The 17,803-nt window shown below is 40.6% G+C and carries 21 protein-coding genes and 1 pseudogene; 15 read left to right on the top strand and 7 right to left on the bottom strand.

The window, feature by feature from the left end; all coding sequences use genetic code 11:
* The first annotated feature begins 127 nt into the window (after nt 1-127).
* The gene (locus tag L1068_RS03975; RefSeq protein WP_237129186.1) at nt 128-406 is read left to right on the top strand and encodes a superinfection immunity protein; all 279 of its coding nucleotides are present in this window, start codon (nt 128-130) and stop codon (nt 404-406) included.
* Nucleotides 407-492: 86 nt separating this feature from the next.
* On the opposite strand, the gene L1068_RS03970 is transcribed toward L1068_RS03975, so the two are convergent.
* Nucleotides 493-1,065: an outer membrane beta-barrel protein gene (locus L1068_RS03970; RefSeq protein ID WP_237129185.1), complete on the bottom strand. Its 573-nt coding sequence runs from the start codon at nt 1,063-1,065 to the stop codon at nt 493-495.
* A gap of 187 nt (nt 1,066-1,252) precedes the next feature.
* Nucleotides 1,253-2,332, bottom strand: coding sequence for an endonuclease/exonuclease/phosphatase family protein (locus L1068_RS03965; protein WP_237129184.1), 1,080 nt, complete (start codon nt 2,330-2,332; stop codon nt 1,253-1,255).
* A gap of 458 nt (nt 2,333-2,790) precedes the next feature.
* Here L1068_RS03965 and L1068_RS03960 point away from each other — a divergent pair, with 458 nt between their 5' ends.
* From L1068_RS03960 to L1068_RS03950, 3 genes are read left to right on the top strand one after another with little or no spacing between them, the layout of a single operon-like run.
* Nucleotides 2,791-3,108 (top strand): DUF883 domain-containing protein, encoded by a 318-nt coding sequence (locus tag L1068_RS03960; RefSeq protein WP_237129183.1) that lies wholly within the window; start codon nt 2,791-2,793, stop codon nt 3,106-3,108.
* A 15-nt stretch (nt 3,109-3,123) separates the two neighbouring features.
* Complete coding sequence (locus L1068_RS03955; RefSeq protein WP_237129182.1) at nt 3,124-3,549, top strand: hypothetical protein; 426 nt, start codon at nt 3,124-3,126, stop codon at nt 3,547-3,549.
* 1 nt (nt 3,550) lies between these two features.
* Nucleotides 3,551-3,805 carry a hypothetical protein gene (locus L1068_RS03950; protein ID WP_237129181.1) on the top strand — a complete coding sequence of 85 codons (255 nt, stop codon included), beginning with the start codon at nt 3,551-3,553 and terminating at the stop codon, nt 3,803-3,805.
* A 10-nt stretch (nt 3,806-3,815) separates the two neighbouring features.
* Here the strand turns inward: L1068_RS03950 and L1068_RS03945 are convergent, their stop codons facing one another.
* Entirely contained in the window at nt 3,816-4,253 is a 438-nt protein-coding gene (locus L1068_RS03945; protein ID WP_010559434.1) for an MgtC/SapB family protein, read from the bottom strand.
* A 326-nt stretch (nt 4,254-4,579) separates the two neighbouring features.
* Between L1068_RS03945 and L1068_RS03940 the strand changes: the two genes are divergently transcribed.
* On the top strand, nt 4,580-5,875 hold the full coding sequence (locus L1068_RS03940; RefSeq protein ID WP_237129180.1) for a Glu/Leu/Phe/Val dehydrogenase: 1,296 nt from the start codon (nt 4,580-4,582) through the stop codon (nt 5,873-5,875).
* 176 nt (nt 5,876-6,051) lie between these two features.
* On the top strand, nt 6,052-6,741 hold the full coding sequence (locus L1068_RS03935; protein WP_237129179.1) for an alpha/beta hydrolase: 690 nt from the start codon (nt 6,052-6,054) through the stop codon (nt 6,739-6,741).
* Nucleotides 6,742-6,760: 19 nt separating this feature from the next.
* Here L1068_RS03935 and L1068_RS03930 read toward each other — a convergent pair.
* The 3 genes and pseudogenes from L1068_RS03930 to L1068_RS03920 all read right to left on the bottom strand — a co-directional run bounded on the left by L1068_RS03930 (nt 6,761) and on the right by L1068_RS03920 (nt 8,516).
* Nucleotides 6,761-7,166 (bottom strand): annotated as a pseudogene (locus L1068_RS03930) (DUF3291 domain-containing protein).
* 90 nt (nt 7,167-7,256) lie between these two features.
* Nucleotides 7,257-7,628, bottom strand: a complete 372-nt coding sequence (locus L1068_RS03925; protein WP_237129178.1) for a VOC family protein — start codon at nt 7,626-7,628, stop codon at nt 7,257-7,259.
* Between the two features lie 57 nt (nt 7,629-7,685).
* Nucleotides 7,686-8,516 carry a mechanosensitive ion channel domain-containing protein gene (locus L1068_RS03920; RefSeq protein WP_237129177.1) on the bottom strand — a complete coding sequence of 277 codons (831 nt, stop codon included), beginning with the start codon at nt 8,514-8,516 and terminating at the stop codon, nt 7,686-7,688.
* Between the two features lie 179 nt (nt 8,517-8,695).
* Between L1068_RS03920 and L1068_RS03915 the strand changes: the two genes are divergently transcribed.
* From L1068_RS03915 to L1068_RS03905, 3 genes are all read left to right on the top strand, one after another.
* The gene (locus tag L1068_RS03915; protein WP_100914956.1) at nt 8,696-9,022 is read left to right on the top strand and encodes a hypothetical protein; all 327 of its coding nucleotides are present in this window, start codon (nt 8,696-8,698) and stop codon (nt 9,020-9,022) included.
* Nucleotides 9,023-9,103: 81 nt separating this feature from the next.
* Nucleotides 9,104-9,550 carry a YaiI/YqxD family protein gene (locus tag L1068_RS03910; RefSeq protein WP_054980777.1) on the top strand — a complete coding sequence of 149 codons (447 nt, stop codon included), beginning with the start codon at nt 9,104-9,106 and terminating at the stop codon, nt 9,548-9,550.
* Between the two features lie 31 nt (nt 9,551-9,581).
* Nucleotides 9,582-10,961, top strand: coding sequence for an MATE family efflux transporter (locus L1068_RS03905; protein ID WP_237129176.1), 1,380 nt, complete (start codon nt 9,582-9,584; stop codon nt 10,959-10,961).
* Nucleotides 10,962-10,987: 26 nt separating this feature from the next.
* On the opposite strand, the gene L1068_RS03900 is transcribed toward L1068_RS03905, so the two are convergent.
* Nucleotides 10,988-13,579 (bottom strand): EAL domain-containing protein, encoded by a 2,592-nt coding sequence (locus tag L1068_RS03900; protein WP_237129175.1) that lies wholly within the window; start codon nt 13,577-13,579, stop codon nt 10,988-10,990.
* Nucleotides 13,580-13,804: 225 nt separating this feature from the next.
* On the opposite strand from L1068_RS03900, the gene L1068_RS03895 reads away from it, so the two are divergent.
* The 6 genes from L1068_RS03895 (at nt 13,805) to L1068_RS03870 (ending at nt 17,798) form a co-directional block, all read left to right on the top strand.
* Nucleotides 13,805-15,031, top strand: coding sequence for an alpha/beta fold hydrolase (locus tag L1068_RS03895; protein WP_237129174.1), 1,227 nt, complete (start codon nt 13,805-13,807; stop codon nt 15,029-15,031).
* A gap of 154 nt (nt 15,032-15,185) precedes the next feature.
* The gene (locus tag L1068_RS03890) at nt 15,186-15,917 is read left to right on the top strand and encodes a beta-ketoacyl synthase chain length factor (protein ID WP_237129173.1); all 732 of its coding nucleotides are present in this window, start codon (nt 15,186-15,188) and stop codon (nt 15,915-15,917) included.
* On the top strand, nt 15,911-16,684 hold the full coding sequence (locus L1068_RS03885) for a lysophospholipid acyltransferase family protein (RefSeq protein WP_237129172.1): 774 nt from the start codon (nt 15,911-15,913) through the stop codon (nt 16,682-16,684). Before L1068_RS03890 ends, L1068_RS03885 begins: the two co-directional genes overlap by 7 nt.
* A complete protein-coding gene (locus tag L1068_RS03880) occupies nt 16,677-16,931 on the top strand; it encodes a phosphopantetheine-binding protein (protein WP_010559422.1) in 255 nt (84 codons plus the stop codon). The genes L1068_RS03885 and L1068_RS03880 overlap by 8 nt, the downstream gene beginning before the upstream one ends.
* Before the next feature lie 13 nt (nt 16,932-16,944).
* Nucleotides 16,945-17,193 (top strand): acyl carrier protein, encoded by a 249-nt coding sequence (locus tag L1068_RS03875; protein ID WP_054980773.1) that lies wholly within the window; start codon nt 16,945-16,947, stop codon nt 17,191-17,193.
* 5 nt (nt 17,194-17,198) lie between these two features.
* Complete coding sequence (locus tag L1068_RS03870; protein ID WP_237129171.1) at nt 17,199-17,798, top strand: hypothetical protein; 600 nt, start codon at nt 17,199-17,201, stop codon at nt 17,796-17,798.
* The last annotated feature ends 5 nt before the right edge of the window (nt 17,799-17,803 follow it).

Below are 17,803 nucleotides of genomic sequence, written 5' to 3'. Positions count from 1 at the left end.
GTAGTATCTAGGTACTACATTGGGTGTTAACCATTAATCACCGCATTTTGCCGCTTAGCATTTTTTGCCAAGTTATTTCTCATAGCCAAGTAGTCTGGCCCCAGTTACTTTTATTGAGAATACGATTATGGAAACATTTACTTTTTTTGAAGATCTTTTTGCCAACGCAGACCCGGTGTTTATTTTAGCAGTTGCATTAGCAAGCTTAGTTTTATGGTTTTTACCGGCAGTTCTGGCGTTTTTCTTTAATCGCAAACATTCAAAATTAATCGCAGCGGCATGTGTGCCAGCGGGTTTTTCACTTATTGCGTGGTCGGGCCTGATGATTTGGGCTGTTACCGGGAAAAGTGTTGAAAAAGCGGTGACTAAATCGCGCAAACCAGTGTCATCAAGCGAAGCAAGCTAATATAAAACGCCCTTTTTACAGCATTAGCAGTAAAAAGGGCGAAAATATTAAAAATCATCAGCGGCCGTTAGCGCTGATTTTATTGGTTAAAAGGTGTATTGCACCGAAAGACTTGCGTAGTCGACTTCACCATTAAATTTATCTACATTTGAAAAAATGCCAATCTCATTATCTTCAAATTCAAAGTCGTAGCGGGTGTAATCTAGATTAAGTTGCCAGTTTTTTGAAATAGCAAATGATGCACCAGCGCCGTAAAATAGATCATTGCCATCAAGTGATAGCGTATTATCAAAGCCACTTAAATCGGCATCCCACCAATAATTACCGCCTTTTACAAACAGCGTTATACGTTCAGTAACAGGTAAACCAAGCTTAAGTCCTAACGTATAACCATCGAGTTTGGTGTTAAAGGTATCGTTGCCAAGCTTACCAAAATCCAAATAGCCCGCTTCTAAACTGATCATTTGATTAAATTGAGTGCCAATAAATACATTGTAAGCGTCGTCATCATCAAAATCATCGCCACCGCTGGCACTTATTAATCCATAACCACCACCCACATAAACACCGCGATGATCTACATCAGATTCTTCTTTCGCAAGAGCTGGTGCTACTAAAATTGACGATAAGATTAATGATAATAATGATGTGCTTTTCATAGTAAATCCTTGTTAATGTTAAACCTTTAAAGTCAACCTAAGGTAGCAAACAGTGTTCCAATAATTTTTTATTTAAAATTCATGGAGTTATGGTTTTGTCAGGAACTTTTACGTATTTACTTTTGTAGCAACAACACAGTGTATGAATATTTTACAGACTGAAAGTCTGCAATAACAATAAGTTAAATTACGGCTTATTAGGTTTGGGTACATCTTGGATATTTACGCCCTCTTGCTGCGTTAGGCACTCCGCGGCTTTTTGATCCTCTTTATCTGCATCAACATGACTGTCTTGCGATGTTGCTTCATATACTAAGGTTGTTAGTAACGGAAAATGGTCAGAGCCAATGGATGGCAAACGGGTGATTTTATGTAAGGTAAAGTGCTCGCTATGAAACACATGATCTAAAGGCCAACGGGCAAACCAATACTTGGTGTGGAATGTATTAAACATGCCTCGGCCAATTCTTGGATCAAGTAACCCACTTATCTTTCTAAATAGCCGAGTTGTATAAGACCAAGCTACGTCGTTAAGATCGCCCGAAACCAAAATTGGTTGGTTTGATTTTGCTATTTTTTTTGCCACCACAATTAGCTCAGCATCACGTTCAGATGAATAGGTATTTTCCGAAGGGCTTGGCGGTGCAGGATGTAAAAAGTGAGCTTGTAGCTTAACGCCGTTTTTTAGTGTAAATAACGCATGGATTGATGGTACGTATTGTTCAACTAAATATTCGATGCGTTCATCACCTATGGGTAATGCTGAGAAAACATGCATACCATAAAGATTATCTAGTGGGCAGTTGACGTGGTAGGGGTAGCGTTTTGTTATGCCCTTGAGTGCATCCTCCCACCACCTATCGGATTCTAGCGTAACAATAATGTCGGGCTTATGTGTTTTTATGAGTTGAATAAGTGCTTTTGCGTTGCGGTTTGTCATCAATACGTTTGTGTTGAGAATTGTTATCTCGTCTAATGCACTGTGTTTAGAGGCCGCTTTCACCTCTGTTGGCCAGCATCGCGTGTAAGGCAATATCCACAATAAGTGCCAAATTATCGCGCAGAGTGTTAAAACAGGTAGTACGTAAAATATGTTGGGCTTATCACCCAATATGAATATTTGCCATATCAGTAAACTTATCCCAAGCGCACACAACTGAACCCTTGGAAAATCAAATACCCTAATTACCCAATGCGACTTTCGCACTGTCGGAATTAACGTTGCTGCTATAAATAAAACCGTTAGCGTAATAAGTGTCGCAATCATTGAAATTCCTTATTTAAGTGGCGCGCTTTAGTGATGACTAAGTACAGATTCATTGCACTATAAGTTAGCTGATAGCCCAAACTTTGCGCATTTTTATATTTTAAAGATGGGTAACACCTTCTAACTAATCAATTGTTGTGCCACTGTACATTTATCCGTAGCAATTAACTTGTTATGACGTTTAGCGTTGTTTTAACGCCTTATAACTCAACAAGAAGTAAGTTTTAGGCAGAAAGGCACACGGACTTGCTGCCGAGGGGGGTTACGCGTTTGAAACGTAATCCTTGCACAGTGGTTTGAAAAATTTACCAGTAGATATGTAAAAGATTCACATAAGCTCTCATAAAATAACACGGTAAATATTTAAGTCATTGATTGTATTGGTTTTTAAAGTTGGTTTTATTGTTGCATCAAGTCTAAGCAAGATATTTTTACACGACAAAAGAAGGAAACTTGTAATGGCTACATCTAATCAAAATGCATCGAATTCAAAAGCTAAGCAAAACGCATCAAATGGTCATCCGATTGCCGATAAATTGAATAGCTCTATGCATGACTCAGTCGATACCATCACTGAAAAAGTTGGCACAGCAGAAGAAACATTGCGTGAAACTGCGCATTCAAGCTCTGAAACCCTATCTCAAAAGCAGCAAGAAATGAAAGTTAAGTGGGAAAAGTCAACCGTTAAAAAATACGCGGTAGAAAACCCAGTAGCAACAGCGGGTATTGCATTTTCACTCGGTATGTTGGTGTCTGCAATTATTAAACGTAAATAATATAGGTTTAAGACGATGGACAACATGGGTCCCGAGCAGGGCGGTTTTAACAATCAAAGCGAGCCAAATCAGAAGCCTGAAAACGAGGCGAAGCTGACGCAAACATTCGAAAGCGTAACAGCATTGCTTGAAAGTAAAATTGCCAAGCTCATTACGTCAAAAAATCTAGTAGTGGCTGAGGCTAAAGTTAGCCTTAGCGCTGCGCTACTCTCATTCGCGATTTGTTTAACACTGGTCGTGATTGTCAGTGTTATTTGGCTCTTGCTTAATGCAGTGGTTGGACTAACTTTCTATAAAATGTATCCCAGTTTAGCCTTGGTAATTGGCAGCTTGTTACTTTCTAACAGTGCATTAGCGGTATGGCTATTTATTCAGCTTAAGCGTATATGGCATCGCGTGGGGTTTAAAGCGAGTGCGTCTTTACTTTTAAACGGAGACTAACATGGAGTTTTTACTTAAAGATGATCTGCACCAACTTGAAAAAGCAAAAGCCGAATACCTCGCGGTAAAGGCGTTTGATGACTACAACACACAAGTTGCAAAAACGAATGTGAAATCGATCTTATCGTCAAAAGAAGGGCTTATGGCATCTTTTGGGGCGGGGTTTGTAAAAGGGTTAATGGATAACCCTGATAACCAAAAATGCGGTTCATCCCATTCTGATCTAATTAAAATTATCAGTTTATTAATCAAGTAACGCGCTATTGTTATTTAGCATTTTGTTTAGGCTTGAGTACTTCAGAGAATTGAAAGATTAAAAACCCAATAAACGATAGAACAATACTAATTTCATAGCGACTGTATGCTACCGATACACCAATTGCACCTGTATTCCAAAGTCCGGCTGCGGTAGCTGTGCCTTTAACGCTGTCTTTGTCTCTGAAAATAGCACCGCCACCGATAAATCCCATACCTGTGATAATGCCATACATTACCCTTGCTTCGGCGTCAGAACCTTCAAACACATTAATACCAACCAGCATAAAAGCGCACGAGGCAATGGTTACGAGTGGAAATGTTCGAAGACCAGCGCCGTTTTCTCTTGATTCACGGTTTAATGCAATCGGTAACGACAGCAAAAAAGCAATACCAAGTTGCTTGAAGTGAAACATTATTAAGGTGAAATCTAAGTCTATCTCGAACATCCGTTTCTCATTTTTATAATTGGTTTAATACACAGTGTACGCAGGCAAACTGATCGTAACGTTACAAAACAGTGTATTGGATAAGGTCTTTAATAAAACCAAACACTTACATAAATACGCAGCGTGTCGAATAGGGTCTCACTCGTCTAAAACAGTGTAACGTAATTTATTAACCAAAGTCGATTGGCAACGATGTGATGCGTTTAACCACATGCGTTGTTACTGTTACCCTAAAGTAGCCTAGACTGTATAGGTCAAAACGCTCTATATTTTAGACAATTAAGATAATGACTGTTTATTGAAGTGTTCATAATTAAGGATAGTGTATGAGTAATTCTGTATTGGTAAGTGCAATAGAGCGCTTGCAACGAATTGGCGAGCAAGCAAATACCTCAAAGCAAGTGATTGAAGCACTGAGTCACCCACACGCCACATTAGCGTGTAATTTACCCGTACGTTTAGACAGTGGCCGTTTAGCTTATTTTAAAGGCTATCGTTGCCGTTATAACGATATCTTAGGCCCGTGCAAAGGCGGTATTCGCTTTCATCAAGCGGTGAATCAAGACGAAGTAGAAGCGCTCGCGTTTTGGATGACACTAAAATGTGCTGTGGTGGGGTTACCGTTAGGTGGCGGTAAGGGTGGGGTTACCGTGAACCCAAAAACGCTATCGCCTATGGAACTTGAACGATTATCGCGAGCGTATGTGTGTGCGATGGCCGATTTTATTGGCCCCGATACTGATATTCCAGCACCCGATGTTTACACCAACGCACGTATTATGGGTTGGATGATGGACGAATACGAAAAAATAACGCGCAGTAAAGCGCCCGCGGTAATCACCGGAAAACCGATATCGTTAGGCGGTAGTTTAGGGCGCGAAAGTGCAACAGGTCGTGGGGCGTTTATTTGTACGCAAATGTTGGTGAAAAAGCTTGGCTTAAACCCACAAGAGCTTACTGTGGCAATACAGGGTTTTGGTAACGGTGGTTACCACTGCGCTAAACTGCTGCAGCAAGCAGGCTTTAATATCGTTGCTATAAGCGATTCGCAAGGGGGGATTTATCGAGAACAAGGACTGGATGTCGATAGTATTTTCCAAGAAAAGCAGCGCAGCAAAAAACTCTCGGCTGTGTACTGCGAACAAGCGGTGTGCGAAGTGCAAGAGTTTAAACACATTAGCAATCAAGAACTGCTTACTTTAGATGTTGATATTTTGATCCCTGCAGCGCTCGATAGTGTGATCACCCGTGAGAATGCCAATGATGTGCGCGCTAAGTACATTGTTGAAATTGCTAATGGCCCCGTTGAAAGCGAGGCGGATAGTGTTTTGCAGCAAAATAACGTAACAGTGGTGCCGGATATTTTGGCAAATGCTGGTGGTGTTATCGTAAGTTATTTTGAATGGCTGCAAAACAGACAAGGCGAGCAATGGTCACTCGATAAAGTAGAAGAAAAGCTGCATCAAAAGCTTGAAAAAGCGTTTGAAAATGCTTGGCAAATCTATCAAGATAAAGACATTACACTACGCGACAGTGTATATAACGTAGCGTTGCGTGCTTTAACCGAAGCCATTGAAGCGCACGGCACCACCGATTACTTTAATGCACAATCGAAACGTTAATAATCGTTTTGGCTATTAAGTTGAATTCGTTAAGCGCGATTCACAATCGCGCTTTTTACACTTAAGTATGTATTACTTTTTTGTCTTGTTTCGTTTTCTTACAAATTGGCGATATACAAACAGCTTTTGTATTAATAAACTAAGCGCATAATTTATATAATAAAAATAAACTCTATATGAAGCTTTTTCCTCGTTTAAATGCCTTTTCTTTGGTTCTTTGTGCACTTCTTTCAAGCTTTGTAAATGCCGCTGAGATTGTCGAAAAGTTACCTGAGCAATATGAACCAAGCGATAAATTTGTTTTCTACTCCCATGGTTATATTGTTGAAGGAGAGAACCCAACGCCCGTTGAAGTCAAAAATGGTTGGGGTTTGTATGATTTTCCAAAGGTAAAGCAAGCGCTTGCTGATGATCGCTACACGTTAGTTGCGATTCATCGTAAAAAGAACACCGATCCATTTGAATATGCAAAAGCGCAAAGTGCGACAATCCGAAACATGATTAAAAATGGGGTGCCCGCCAACAACATTACCTTGATTGGTTTTTCACGTGGCGCGTTTATTACGGGATTAATGTCAAACCATCTAGCTGATTTTGGCGTAAATACTGTATTACTAGCTGGTTGCGGTCGCTTAATCTCACGCAAACATGACGATATAAAAGTATATGGGCATGTTTTATCAGTGTATGAAAAAACCGATAAATCAAATACCTGCAAAAAGTTAAAAGACAAAAGTTGGCAGGTACAATCATTTAAAGAAATCGCGATAAATACCGGTTTATCGCATGGCGCGTTTTACCGCCCATTGCCACAGTGGATTCTGCCGGTAAAAACGTGGATGAAAGAGAAAATGGATATTCGCTAAATTGCGCTGAGCACACCAATTAGCTGGTGGCTTCTTCGCATAAATCGCGTGGTGTAAAGTTTGCTTTAAAGCTAAATGCATAAGGCGTATCACCGTGCTCACGAAGATGGTTTAGTCGTGATATCGCTTCGCTTAGTGATGGAATATGGCCATCTTCTACCCACCAAAGCACGTAATTATCTTCATTTAGCTTTTCAAACCACTCGTTTTTCCTGCGCATAAAGTCACGATGGTTGGTTCTAAACATAAAAGTTTTTAAGGCTATCGACATTTTGCCAAACCGACATATTGACCAGCATATTAGGGTTTTCAAAAGCTTGAATACTGGTTGCATCGCCAGAATCATCTTTAAGGCGCCATACAAAACCTTCGGTTTGTTCAGCAAGAGCGTTAACTTTGTCTAAATTATTGACAAAGTCACTAATTTCAGGGGCGTCAAGTGCGTATTATGCAAGCGCGATATTAAGTTTAGCTAATTGCATCGTTATCCTTAGTTCGTTGTAACGGTATAAAAATTAGTTTTTAACACGCCACGGCGGGTTTAAACGGTTTTCTCCTGCCCAATAAAGCTTGATTTTATTGCCTGAAGGGTCAAATAACACGGCTTCTCGCCACAGGTATCGTTGATCAGTTGGTAGCTGCGAAAATATAACGCCTTTTTCTTGTAATTCGGCAACCCAGTTATCGAGCTGTGCATGTTCAAAATAAATCGTGGAGCCATTAACGGCATTTTCTTCAAGTGACAGCGAAAATGTTGAATCGCCCTCTGGGCAGGCAAAACGCGCATAATGCGGTGTGTCGACAATAAGTTCAAAACCGAGCGTTTGGTAAAACCTAACGGCATCACTCATTTGCGTTACCGGTAATGTTACTTGGTTTAAATTCATTTAAATCCTTAAAACTAAACTGTAGGCATGCCTTTTAAACGCATGCCTACACGTTATCTATTTGTTCTCATTAACTAAAATAACTTTACGGTGAGGGAATGGAATTTCAATATTGGCATCATCAAGTGCTTTTTTAATTTGCTCGGGTACCGAATATAAAATATCGAAATAATGTTCACCATGACAAAACGGACGTACTAAAAAATCAACCGAACTGTTATTGAGGGTTTCAACTTCAACAAAAGGTTTAGGGTCATTCAAAATATGTGGGTGCGCGTCTAATACCTTATTAATAACTGCGCGAGCAGCGTCGATGTTCTCGTCATAGGCGATGCCAAAGCGCATATCAACACCACGAATCTCATGGTGAGAGTGATTGACAATTTTATTGCCCCAGATATCGCTATTAGGAATGATAATTCGCTGGTTATCAAAGGTTTGTAAAATGGTGGTGAACATGTCTATTTCAGCCACTTTACCGAATTGGTCGCCTGTTTCAATAAAATCATCCACTTTATACGGCCTAAATATAAGCAGCATTACACCTGCTGCAAGGTTTGATAATGTGCCTTGCAGTGCCAAACCAACCGCAAGCCCAGCGGCACCTAGCAGTGCAATTATTGAGGCTGTTTGCACGCCAAAACGGTTTAACACCGCAATACCGACAAATGCCAAAATGGTGTATTTAGCCACACTGCCAAAAAACTTAAACAAGGTATCGTCTAGTTGTACATGACGATTAGAAATTTTGATGATGGCTTTATTTACTTTGCCGGCAAGCCAAATACCAATAATTAAAATGGCGAAGGCAAGTAATAGGTTAGTTGCCCAATCAAGTGCTGTTGGCAGATATTGATTGAGATCGAGCTGAGCGATAAATTCTTCCATGTTTTGTTAACCTGACGTTAAAAACTATACACTAGGCTATCTTAAACTGTGCTTCAAGAGCCATAGCTATAATTTATACACATAGAAAGTTTATTAAACATTAACTTGCGGTTTGCAGTGTTACATCACATAGTTTGTAAAGTAGTTTTATTCTATGTTGCGTGTTTAAAGGAAGAGGTATGTCCTATTTGAAATTAGCAATACGCTTTCGTTTAGAGCCTGGGTGTTTAGGGCCAACGGGTACTGATTACATTGAAGATTTTTGCCGATTGATAAATCGGGTTGATTTTACTTATCCATTTGTCACCCTTGATGTGATCCCTCGCTATGATAAAACCTTGCCTGAATGGGAGTTTTTACTGAACGGTAAGTTAATTTCAGAAGAGCAAGCGGAACGTGTGTTAAGCGTAAATGACTTTACTGTCGACAGCATGGAAGAGCAGGTAGAACAGTTCCTTACCCTAAAAGTAGAGCAGTTTATGTTGTCGCTTAAAAATAAGCGTTAACACATTTCGCCGTTAAGAATCACTCGCATTTAGTTAGTCGCTTCCGTATACTGCATTTTTATTTAAGAGCCTAGGAACTTTATGAATATCTGGGTCGATGCAGATGCATGCCCTGTTGCAATTAAAGAGATTTTATTTCGTGCAGCAGAGCGTACACAGATCAACACAACCTTTATTGCTAACCACAGTTTCCGCATTCCACCGTCTCGTTTTATCAAGCGATTACAGGTAGAAAAAGGATTTGATGTTGCCGATAACGAAATTGCTAAACGTGTAGTCGCGGGCGATTTAGTGATTACGCAAGATATTCCACTCGCCGATGAAGTGATCACTAAAGAAGCGATTGCACTCACCCCGCGCGGCGAGTTATTAACCGCAAGTAACATTAAAGCGCGTTTAAATATGCGTGATTTTTTTGATACTTTGCGTGCCAGTGGCGTTGAAACAGGTGGCCCGAGCGCGTTATCAAACACCGATAAAAAAGCCTTTGCTGATGAACTCGATAAAGCGCTTGCAAGGCTCGGTTAGCCTTATTATTTAAAAGGACAGTTGCGCAGTTATGCACGATCTTACGAAAGGAAGCATTCCAAAACACATTATTTCAATGGCAGTGCCAATCGCCATTGGTCTGCTTATTCAAACGCTGTATTTCTTAGTTGATTTGTATTTTGTTGGTCAACTAGGCAGTGCCGCGATTGCCGCTGTGAGCAATGCATCAAGTGTGTTTTTCTTTGTTATGGCATTAACGCAAGTACTCAATATTGGCTGTGCAACACTAGTATCGCATGCGGTCGGGCGCAAAAAGCAGCGCCAAGCCAGTCACGTATTTAATCAAACGTTAGCGCTTGCCAATTGGGCAACCCTGTTTTGTGCAGCGATAGGCTACGCATTTGGTCACGTATTTTTTGCGTTTATGACCGCCGACATTGCTACACAAGCATTAGCCGAGAGTTACTTTTATTGGTTTTTACCGTCGTTACTGCTGCAGTTTGTATTTACCGCATTAAGCGCTGCGCTGCGCGGTACTGGTATTGTAAAACCGGTTATGTCGATTTCGGTGATTGGTATTATCGCTAACATTATTCTATCGCCTATTCTGATAACGGGGTGGGGGCTTGGCATTGAGCTCGGTGTCGTTGGCGCGGGTCTGGCGAGCAGTATTTCAATGTTGCTATCGTTTGTGCTTTTGGTGCGTTATTTCAATAAACAAGAGCAATATCTTCAAGTGCGCTGGTTATCGTTTGCGTTAAAAGCGAAAACGATACGCAAAATCCTTAATATTGGTTTACCGTCGGGCGGCGAATTTTTACTGACCTTCTTGTATATGTCGTTGATTTATTGGGCGCTTAGTCGTGTATCTGCTGAAGCACAAGCCGGCTTTGGTTTAGGTGGGCGTATTATGCAATCGCTTTTTTTACCGGTTATGGCCATTGCCTTTGCCGCGCCTGCCATCGCTGGACAAAACTTCGCAGCGCGAAAAATCTCACGCGTGTACGAAACCTTTCACATCACCGCGTTTTTAACGTGCTCATTAATGGGTATGTTAATGGTACTGTGTTTATGGGTACCTGAGCTATTTGTCACCGGTTTTAGTGACAATGCCAACGTGGTGTTAGTTGCAGCAACGTTCTTGAGTTTTGTTGGCCTTAATTTTGTTCCTGCTGGCTATGTATTTGCCATTTCAGGCATGTTTCAAGCGCTTGGAAATACGTGGCCCGCGTTACTGAGCACCTTTGTGCGCTTGTCACTGTTTGCGGTTTCAGTTATTTATTTAGTGAATCAAGACGATTTTTACATTGAACAAATTTGGTATTGTTCAATTGTTACTGTGTTTATTCAAGCTTTGGTCAGCCACCTGTTAATTCGTCGTGAATTTAATAAAAAGCTGGTTAAAGCGCCAAGTAACACGCCAGAGCAAACTTGCGCCGTGGCAAAATAAATCAGTGGTATAGCTGAAAGAGTATGCTAACTGTTGTGCTCAGTGAGTAATTCTTTAATCGTTAACGCATCAACGGGCTTGGCAAACCAATAGCCTTGAATTAGCGAGCAATCCGATGCGGTTAACCAGTGCATCTGCGCATTGAGCTCAACGCCTTCGGCAATTACTTCAAGCTTTAAGCTCTTACTCATTGCAATAATGGCTTTGGTAAGTGCTTGGCTTTCGGCGTTATGTTCAATGTCTTTAATAAAGCTTCTATCAATTTTGAGTTTATGCACTGGGAATTTCTTTAGGTAGCTGAGCGATGAATAGCCGGTGCCAAAATCATCAATGGCTATTTTGACGCCTAAATTAGCTAACATAGTGAGCTGGGCAATGGTTTTTTTATCGTTTTCAATAAGTAAGCTTTCGGTAATCTCTAATATCAGCTTGTTACTCGGCAAGCCACTGACTTCAATCGCATTTTTAATAGTGGCAATAAAATCATCACGCTGGAATTGAACAGTAGAAATGTTAACGCTAATACCGGGCGCATTTTCATATTCATCTTGCCATTTTGCTGCGGTAATACAGGCATGTTCTAAAACGAACTCCCCAATATTGGCGATTACACCAATTTCTTCAGCAAGCTCAATAAAGTGGTCAGGTGAAACAAGGCCCTTGGTAGGGTGATGCCAGCGCACTAATGCTTCACACGCATAAATAACATTATGCTTAGCATCAAAAATGGGTTGATAATCAATGAAAAACTGTTGGTTATCTATCGCGGTTCGTAATTCGCTCTCAAGGGTACGTCTTTTTTGTGCTTTTTCGTCCATTTCGGCAGTAAAAAATTGAAAATTATTTTTACCTTTTGCTTTCGCTTTATACATGGCGCTATCGGCTTTTCGCATCAGTGTTTCAACGTCTTGCCCGTCGTTTGGATAAGTTGTAATACCGATGCTAGCGGAGACAAACCCTTGTGCGTTATCAAGTTGATAAGGGGTGGCTATTGCCGACTGAATTTTATGGGCGACTCGATCAACTTTAAACTGATTATTATCGCTTGCGATAAGTACCGCAAACTCATCACCACCCAAGCGAGAAATAGTATCTGATTTACGTAAGGTTTCGGTTAGGCGCGTTGCTGTTTGCTGTAAAAGGGTATCGCCTTGTGAATGACCTAGGGTATCGTTAACGTGCTTAAAACCATCTAAGTCGATAAACAATAGCGCCAGAAATGAGTTCTCGCGCTGTGCTTTATTAAGTGCTTGCTCAAAACGATCTGAGAATAAGTTGCGGTTTGCAAGCCCAGTAAGTGAGTCAAAGTTAGCTTGCTGGTAAATTTTATTTTCTGCCTTTTTACGTGTTGTGATGTCGCTAAACAGTGCCACAAACGCATCAATCTCGCCGTTAGTATCGCGAAGGGCGGTGATTGAAAGCCATTCATAATAAAGCTCACCGTTTTTACGGCGATTGCAAATTTCGCCTTGCCATTGGTTATTTTCATCAAGTTGGTGCTGCATATTGGCGTAAAAAGGTTCTGTTTGCAGGTCGGAACTCAGTATATCAGGTGTCCTATTCAGCACTTCGTCACTGTTATAGCCGGTTATTTCTGTAAAGGCTTCATTGACTGCTTGAATTCTATAATTTTTATCACAAATCATCACTGCTTCATTGGCGGTACGAAATACAGTTGATGTAAGCCTAAGCTGTTTCTCATCCTGCTTTTGTTTTGAAATATCATTGAGAATAAGTACATAGCCGTCTTTCTTTTGCTGTTTATTTAAAAGCGGATAAAGATGCACATGGAGCCAGTGGTGCGCTTGTCCTAAATTAATGCGGTCAACCCAAGGGGTATTAGTGCTAATTGCGTTATCAAATTCGTCGCTGCGCTGCGTTAAATTACGTAATTCATCAAATAAACTTTGTTTACTTGATGATAATTTTGCAAAAAACGCACTTTCAGAATGCTTATTTTGATAATCAATATAACCCTGTAAGTCGGTTGTGATAATTGCAGAGGGGCTTTGCTCCACTATTTGGCTGAGTTTGGTACTGTATTTTTGCGCTTTTCGGGTGATGCGTAGCAAATAGGTTAAAAACAGTGCAAGCGCAATTAGTACCACTAATCCGGCAATATAAATGGCATGTATTTTATTATTTTTGATTTTAATAATCGCTACTTGGCTATCAACCATTTGTTCTAGGTTTTTTTGGTATTGCCAAATCTCACTTTGATATTGCCGTTGTGTGGAAATGTCTTTAATGACCGAATAGAGCAGTGTTGCACCATCAAACTCGATGGGTATTGAGTAAACTGCAACGGTTTTAATATCACCCGCAGCTGTTTGATGGCGAAAGATAAAATAGTTGCGCTTTTGTCGATGGGCGTTTTCACGCTCTTCTGCGACTTGCTCTGCGGTAAATAAGTTAATTTCTTGAATGGTTTTACTTTGCAGTGCTTGCGAGCTGTAGCCATAAAAATCTGCCGCGGCCTGATTGGCTTTTATAATTTTTCCTGATTTTGGCTCGATCAACAGCATCACAGCGGTGTGATCATCAAAAATTTGCTCAAATTCGGTATTGGCAAATAAGAAAAGCGGAAAAAATAACAAAAAAGCAAATACTACGGGCATAATTAGTTAAATTTGGCTAACGACGGTACATTATTCAACTATAGTCGTAATTATTGCAATAAGTTGATGTAATTAATCGTTAACAAAAGGGTGTACGATCACGTTTATCGCGCTACACATGATGTAATAGCACAATTATCATGTAGATGTTGCGCCTTTGCTGATTGTGATAATAAGATATTTATAAACAGGTAAGTTGCGTGTGACTAGCGCGAAGGGAATTCGATGAGACATATTTTACTGCTTTGCTGTGTTTTGAGCTTAATTGGCTGTCAGCATTTTCGCCAGGCTAAACAACAATCTCAATTACTCGACAGTGTTGCTGAAATAAATGGCCGAGTTGATTATCAATCTAATGCAGATGGTGGCGAACTCGTAGTTACTGTATTAAGCCGTAACGACAACACCTTCTCGATTGAGAATCAGAAACTACTTGATAGCAGCGGGCGGTTTAAATTCTACCTAAAACCAGGCACTTATTACGTTGCTGTATACCAAGACAGTAATCACAATTTGACCTACGACGACAATGAAACAGGCGTTGCTTATGTTGACTCGGTTGGCATGTTACAAGCAATTACGCTTAACGATAAAGCCACATACAAAGCCAAACCAATTCACTTCGCAAAGCCCGTTAAAAAGGGTTATGCGGTTCAATACAGTGATAATTACAATGTTAATAATATCGGCAAGTTAGCGAATTTAGAGCACGCTATGTTTGATGCCCATAATGTTGATATGGGGTTTTGGCGACCGCTTGATTTTCTTGCACAAGTGGAATCTGGTTTATTTATGTTGTCTCCGTATAACGCTAAAAAAGAGCCGCTTATTCTAGTGCACGGCATGATGGGCAACCCGCGCGAATTTTCCGATTTAGTCGCGGCGCTTGAAGATTCTGACTATCAAGTGTGGGTGTTGTACTATCCAAGTGGCGTAGGATTGCATTTGGTTAAAGACTATCTGCTAGAAAGCATTGACGTTATGCAAAAACGCTATGGTTTTGATGCGGTTTCGGTGCTAGCGCACAGTATGGGTGGGCTGATTACTCGAGGTTACGCACTGAGTCATCAAGGTCATGCACGTAACTATAAAATTAATCATTTCATTACGGTAAACAGTCCTTTATTGGGTATGCAAAGTGCTCGAAAAGGGATTGAAAGTTCGCCCCTTGTAATTAACTCATGGCATGATGTTGCAACTAACAGTGACTATGTTAATCAGTTGCATACTCAGGCACTGCAGCCAGAAATTAATTACGCTTTGGTATTTTCCTATCAAGACGGTGCAAGTGATGATGGCGTTGTGTCATTATCCAGTCAAATACCGCTAAATATTCAGCGTGAAGCAAATCAAATGATGGGCTTTAATGCATCGCATGCAGGGGTGTTGAAAGAGCCAAAGTTTATTCATTTTATTATGAGCACGCTGTCAAATTCAGCATCCGCTAACTGAAACATGCTATTAACATGTCGTTAAATACAGTTATTTGAGTTAAAAATAGTCTAAAGTACGCATAAATTTAACATTCTTGCGTTTTAGCATTGCTTCTTTTGCGCAGTTTTTTTATAGTTTCGCCTCATTTTCAAACAACATGGACGCACATCACATGAAAATGGTGCTCTCACATTTTAATTATTGGTGTAAAGCTAAGGACGAAGCACAGCTCGCCAACGCAAAAATTGAAATGTTTGATCCAACGAGCAAAAGTCCACAATTGGATTGGGTGCCAGCAATGCAGCGCCGACGACTCAGTCACTATGCAAAAATGGCGTTGTTTGTTGCAGCAAATAGCGCTGAGAAAAGTGATGCGGAATCAATGCCTGTTGTATTTGCGTCGCAACATGGTGATTTTCACCGTACATCAAGCATTTTAAAAGACTTAGCTCACCAAGAAGTGATCAGCCCAACATCGTTTGGCTTGTCTGTTCACAATGCAGTTATTGGGCTTTATTCGATTTTAACGAATAATCAACAGCCAATGAACAGTATCGCAGCCGGCGAAAACACCCTGCTGATGGCATTAATTGAAGCAAGCATTCAGCTAAATAATCCGAATATATCCGAAGTACTCGTTGTGTATTGCGATCAACCACTACCAGATGATTATGCACGATTTGACGATGTGAATAGTTGTGATTTGGCATGTGCATTTGTTGTATCTAAAGACAATGAACAGGGTATTACGCTGTCGTTAACTCCTAGCGATACGCCTAACAATACACCGTTACAGGCAAAACAGTTTGTGGAATTTTTAGCGACAAACAAAACCAACGACGCGCTTGTGCTCGGCAGTCAAAGTGCATGGCACTTGCATATTGATGAGGTAACGCCTTGTTAACCAAGCTAGGACGCTGCTGGCGCATTGTCGCAACCGGTTTTTGTTTTGCGGTGTTTGGCTTAGGTGGATTGTTAGTTCCGCTAATTGTATTGCCTATTCAGTACCTTATTTATCGCGATGAAGAAAAACGCCGCAAGGCAGCGCGCTATACAGTGCATTTGCTGTTTAAGTTTTTCGTTGGCTTGATGGGCGCATTGGGAATCTTTAAATTCACTATTGCTGATCGTACTCAGTTTGCCAATTTAACAGGCAAGTTAATACTTGCTAATCACCCGACCTTGATTGATGTCGTGGTACTTATTTCGCTTATTCCCAATGCAGATTGTGTCGTTAAAGCACATTTATTTAGTAACCCATTTATGCGAGGTGTGATAAAATCCACCGGTTATATAAGCAATGAAAGCCCTGAGGGCTTACTATCGGATTGTGCAGCATCACTTGCTGCGGGAAACAACTTAATCGTGTTTCCTGAGGGCACTCGTACGACACCTGGTCAAGCGTTAAAATTTAAACGAGGTGCGGCAAATATCGCACTGCGCTGTCGTGCTGATATCGTTTCTGTGTTAATTCATGTTGCACCGTCAACGTTAACTAAGTCAGAAATGTGGTACGAAGTGGCACCTACGCAGGCTAAATTTGATCTCGCAATGACGAAACAACAATTGCAATTACCCTGTTTTGAAGCGTCGAAATTGACGCAGCATGCGCGTAGTTTTACGCGCGATATGCAGGCATTTTTTCAAGGAGAATTAGACAGCTATGAGTGATTTAAAAATTAAAATCAAGAAGCTCATTATTGAATCATTAGATTTAGAAGATATTACCGTTGATGACATTAACGACAGCGAACCACTTTTTATTGATGGTTTGGGTCTTGATAGCATTGATGCGCTAGAGCTTGGCTTAGCGATTAAAAAAGAGTTTGATATTAAAATTGACGCAAACTCAGAAGAAACAAAGCAGCATTTTGCATCGGTTGATGCGTTAGCAGCGTTTATTGAACAAAACGCATAACAGCGGGTAGGGTATGAAAACACAACAAGAAATCTTCGCAGTATTAACTGATATCTTGGTGGAAGAATTTGAAATAGATCAAGGCGATATTTCGCTTGAGGCACACCTTTATCAAGATTTAGATCTCGACAGTATTGATGCCGTTGATCTGGTGGTGAAATTGCGTGAAATCACAGGACAAAAGATTGATCCTGAAGCGTTTAAGCAAGTACGCACTGTAGAAGATGTGGTAAACGAAGTAAGCAAGTTGGTTTCAGCGTAAAACACATGATAAAAGCAATACTGAATACAGTATTCATTGTATTATTACTGGCCTACCCAGTGCTTATTTATTTTGGCCTGCAGTATGCGAGTATTTCCAGTATTGCACCTGTTTTACTCATCGCCATTGTTGGTCGCTATGTATTTACACGGGCGGCTAGTAGCACCATGCCATGGCTTCTACCGGCAACGGTATTAGGCAGCGTATGTGTCGCATTGGCGTGGTTACTTGATAACAGCAAGGTAACCTTGTTTTACCCTGTGCTTATTTCAGGCACTATGCTTGTCACGTTTGCGTATTCATTGTTCAAAGGGCCTACGGTGATAGAAACCTTTGCGCTACTCGATGAAAAACGTAAAAGCAAAGACAAGCAAAATGTAACATTACCAGAACATGTTGTTGCCTATACGCGAAATGTCACCAAAGTGTGGTGCGTATTCTTTAGCATTAATATTGCACTTGCATGTTACACCATATACCTTGGAGATATTGCGCTTTGGACGCTATACAACGGATTGATTGCGTACATTTTAATGGGCGTACTAATGGCAGGTGAGTTACTTGTTCGTCATGTTGTAAAGCAGCGTCACGAGTTTGATCATTAAATTAG

Source organism: Pseudoalteromonas sp. MMG024 (assembly GCF_021654175.1).
In the GTDB taxonomy this organism is placed as follows: Bacteria; Pseudomonadota; Gammaproteobacteria; order Enterobacterales; family Alteromonadaceae; genus Pseudoalteromonas.
Note: the sequence above shows the minus strand (reverse complement) of the source record. Positions and strands in the feature narration are given on the sequence as shown.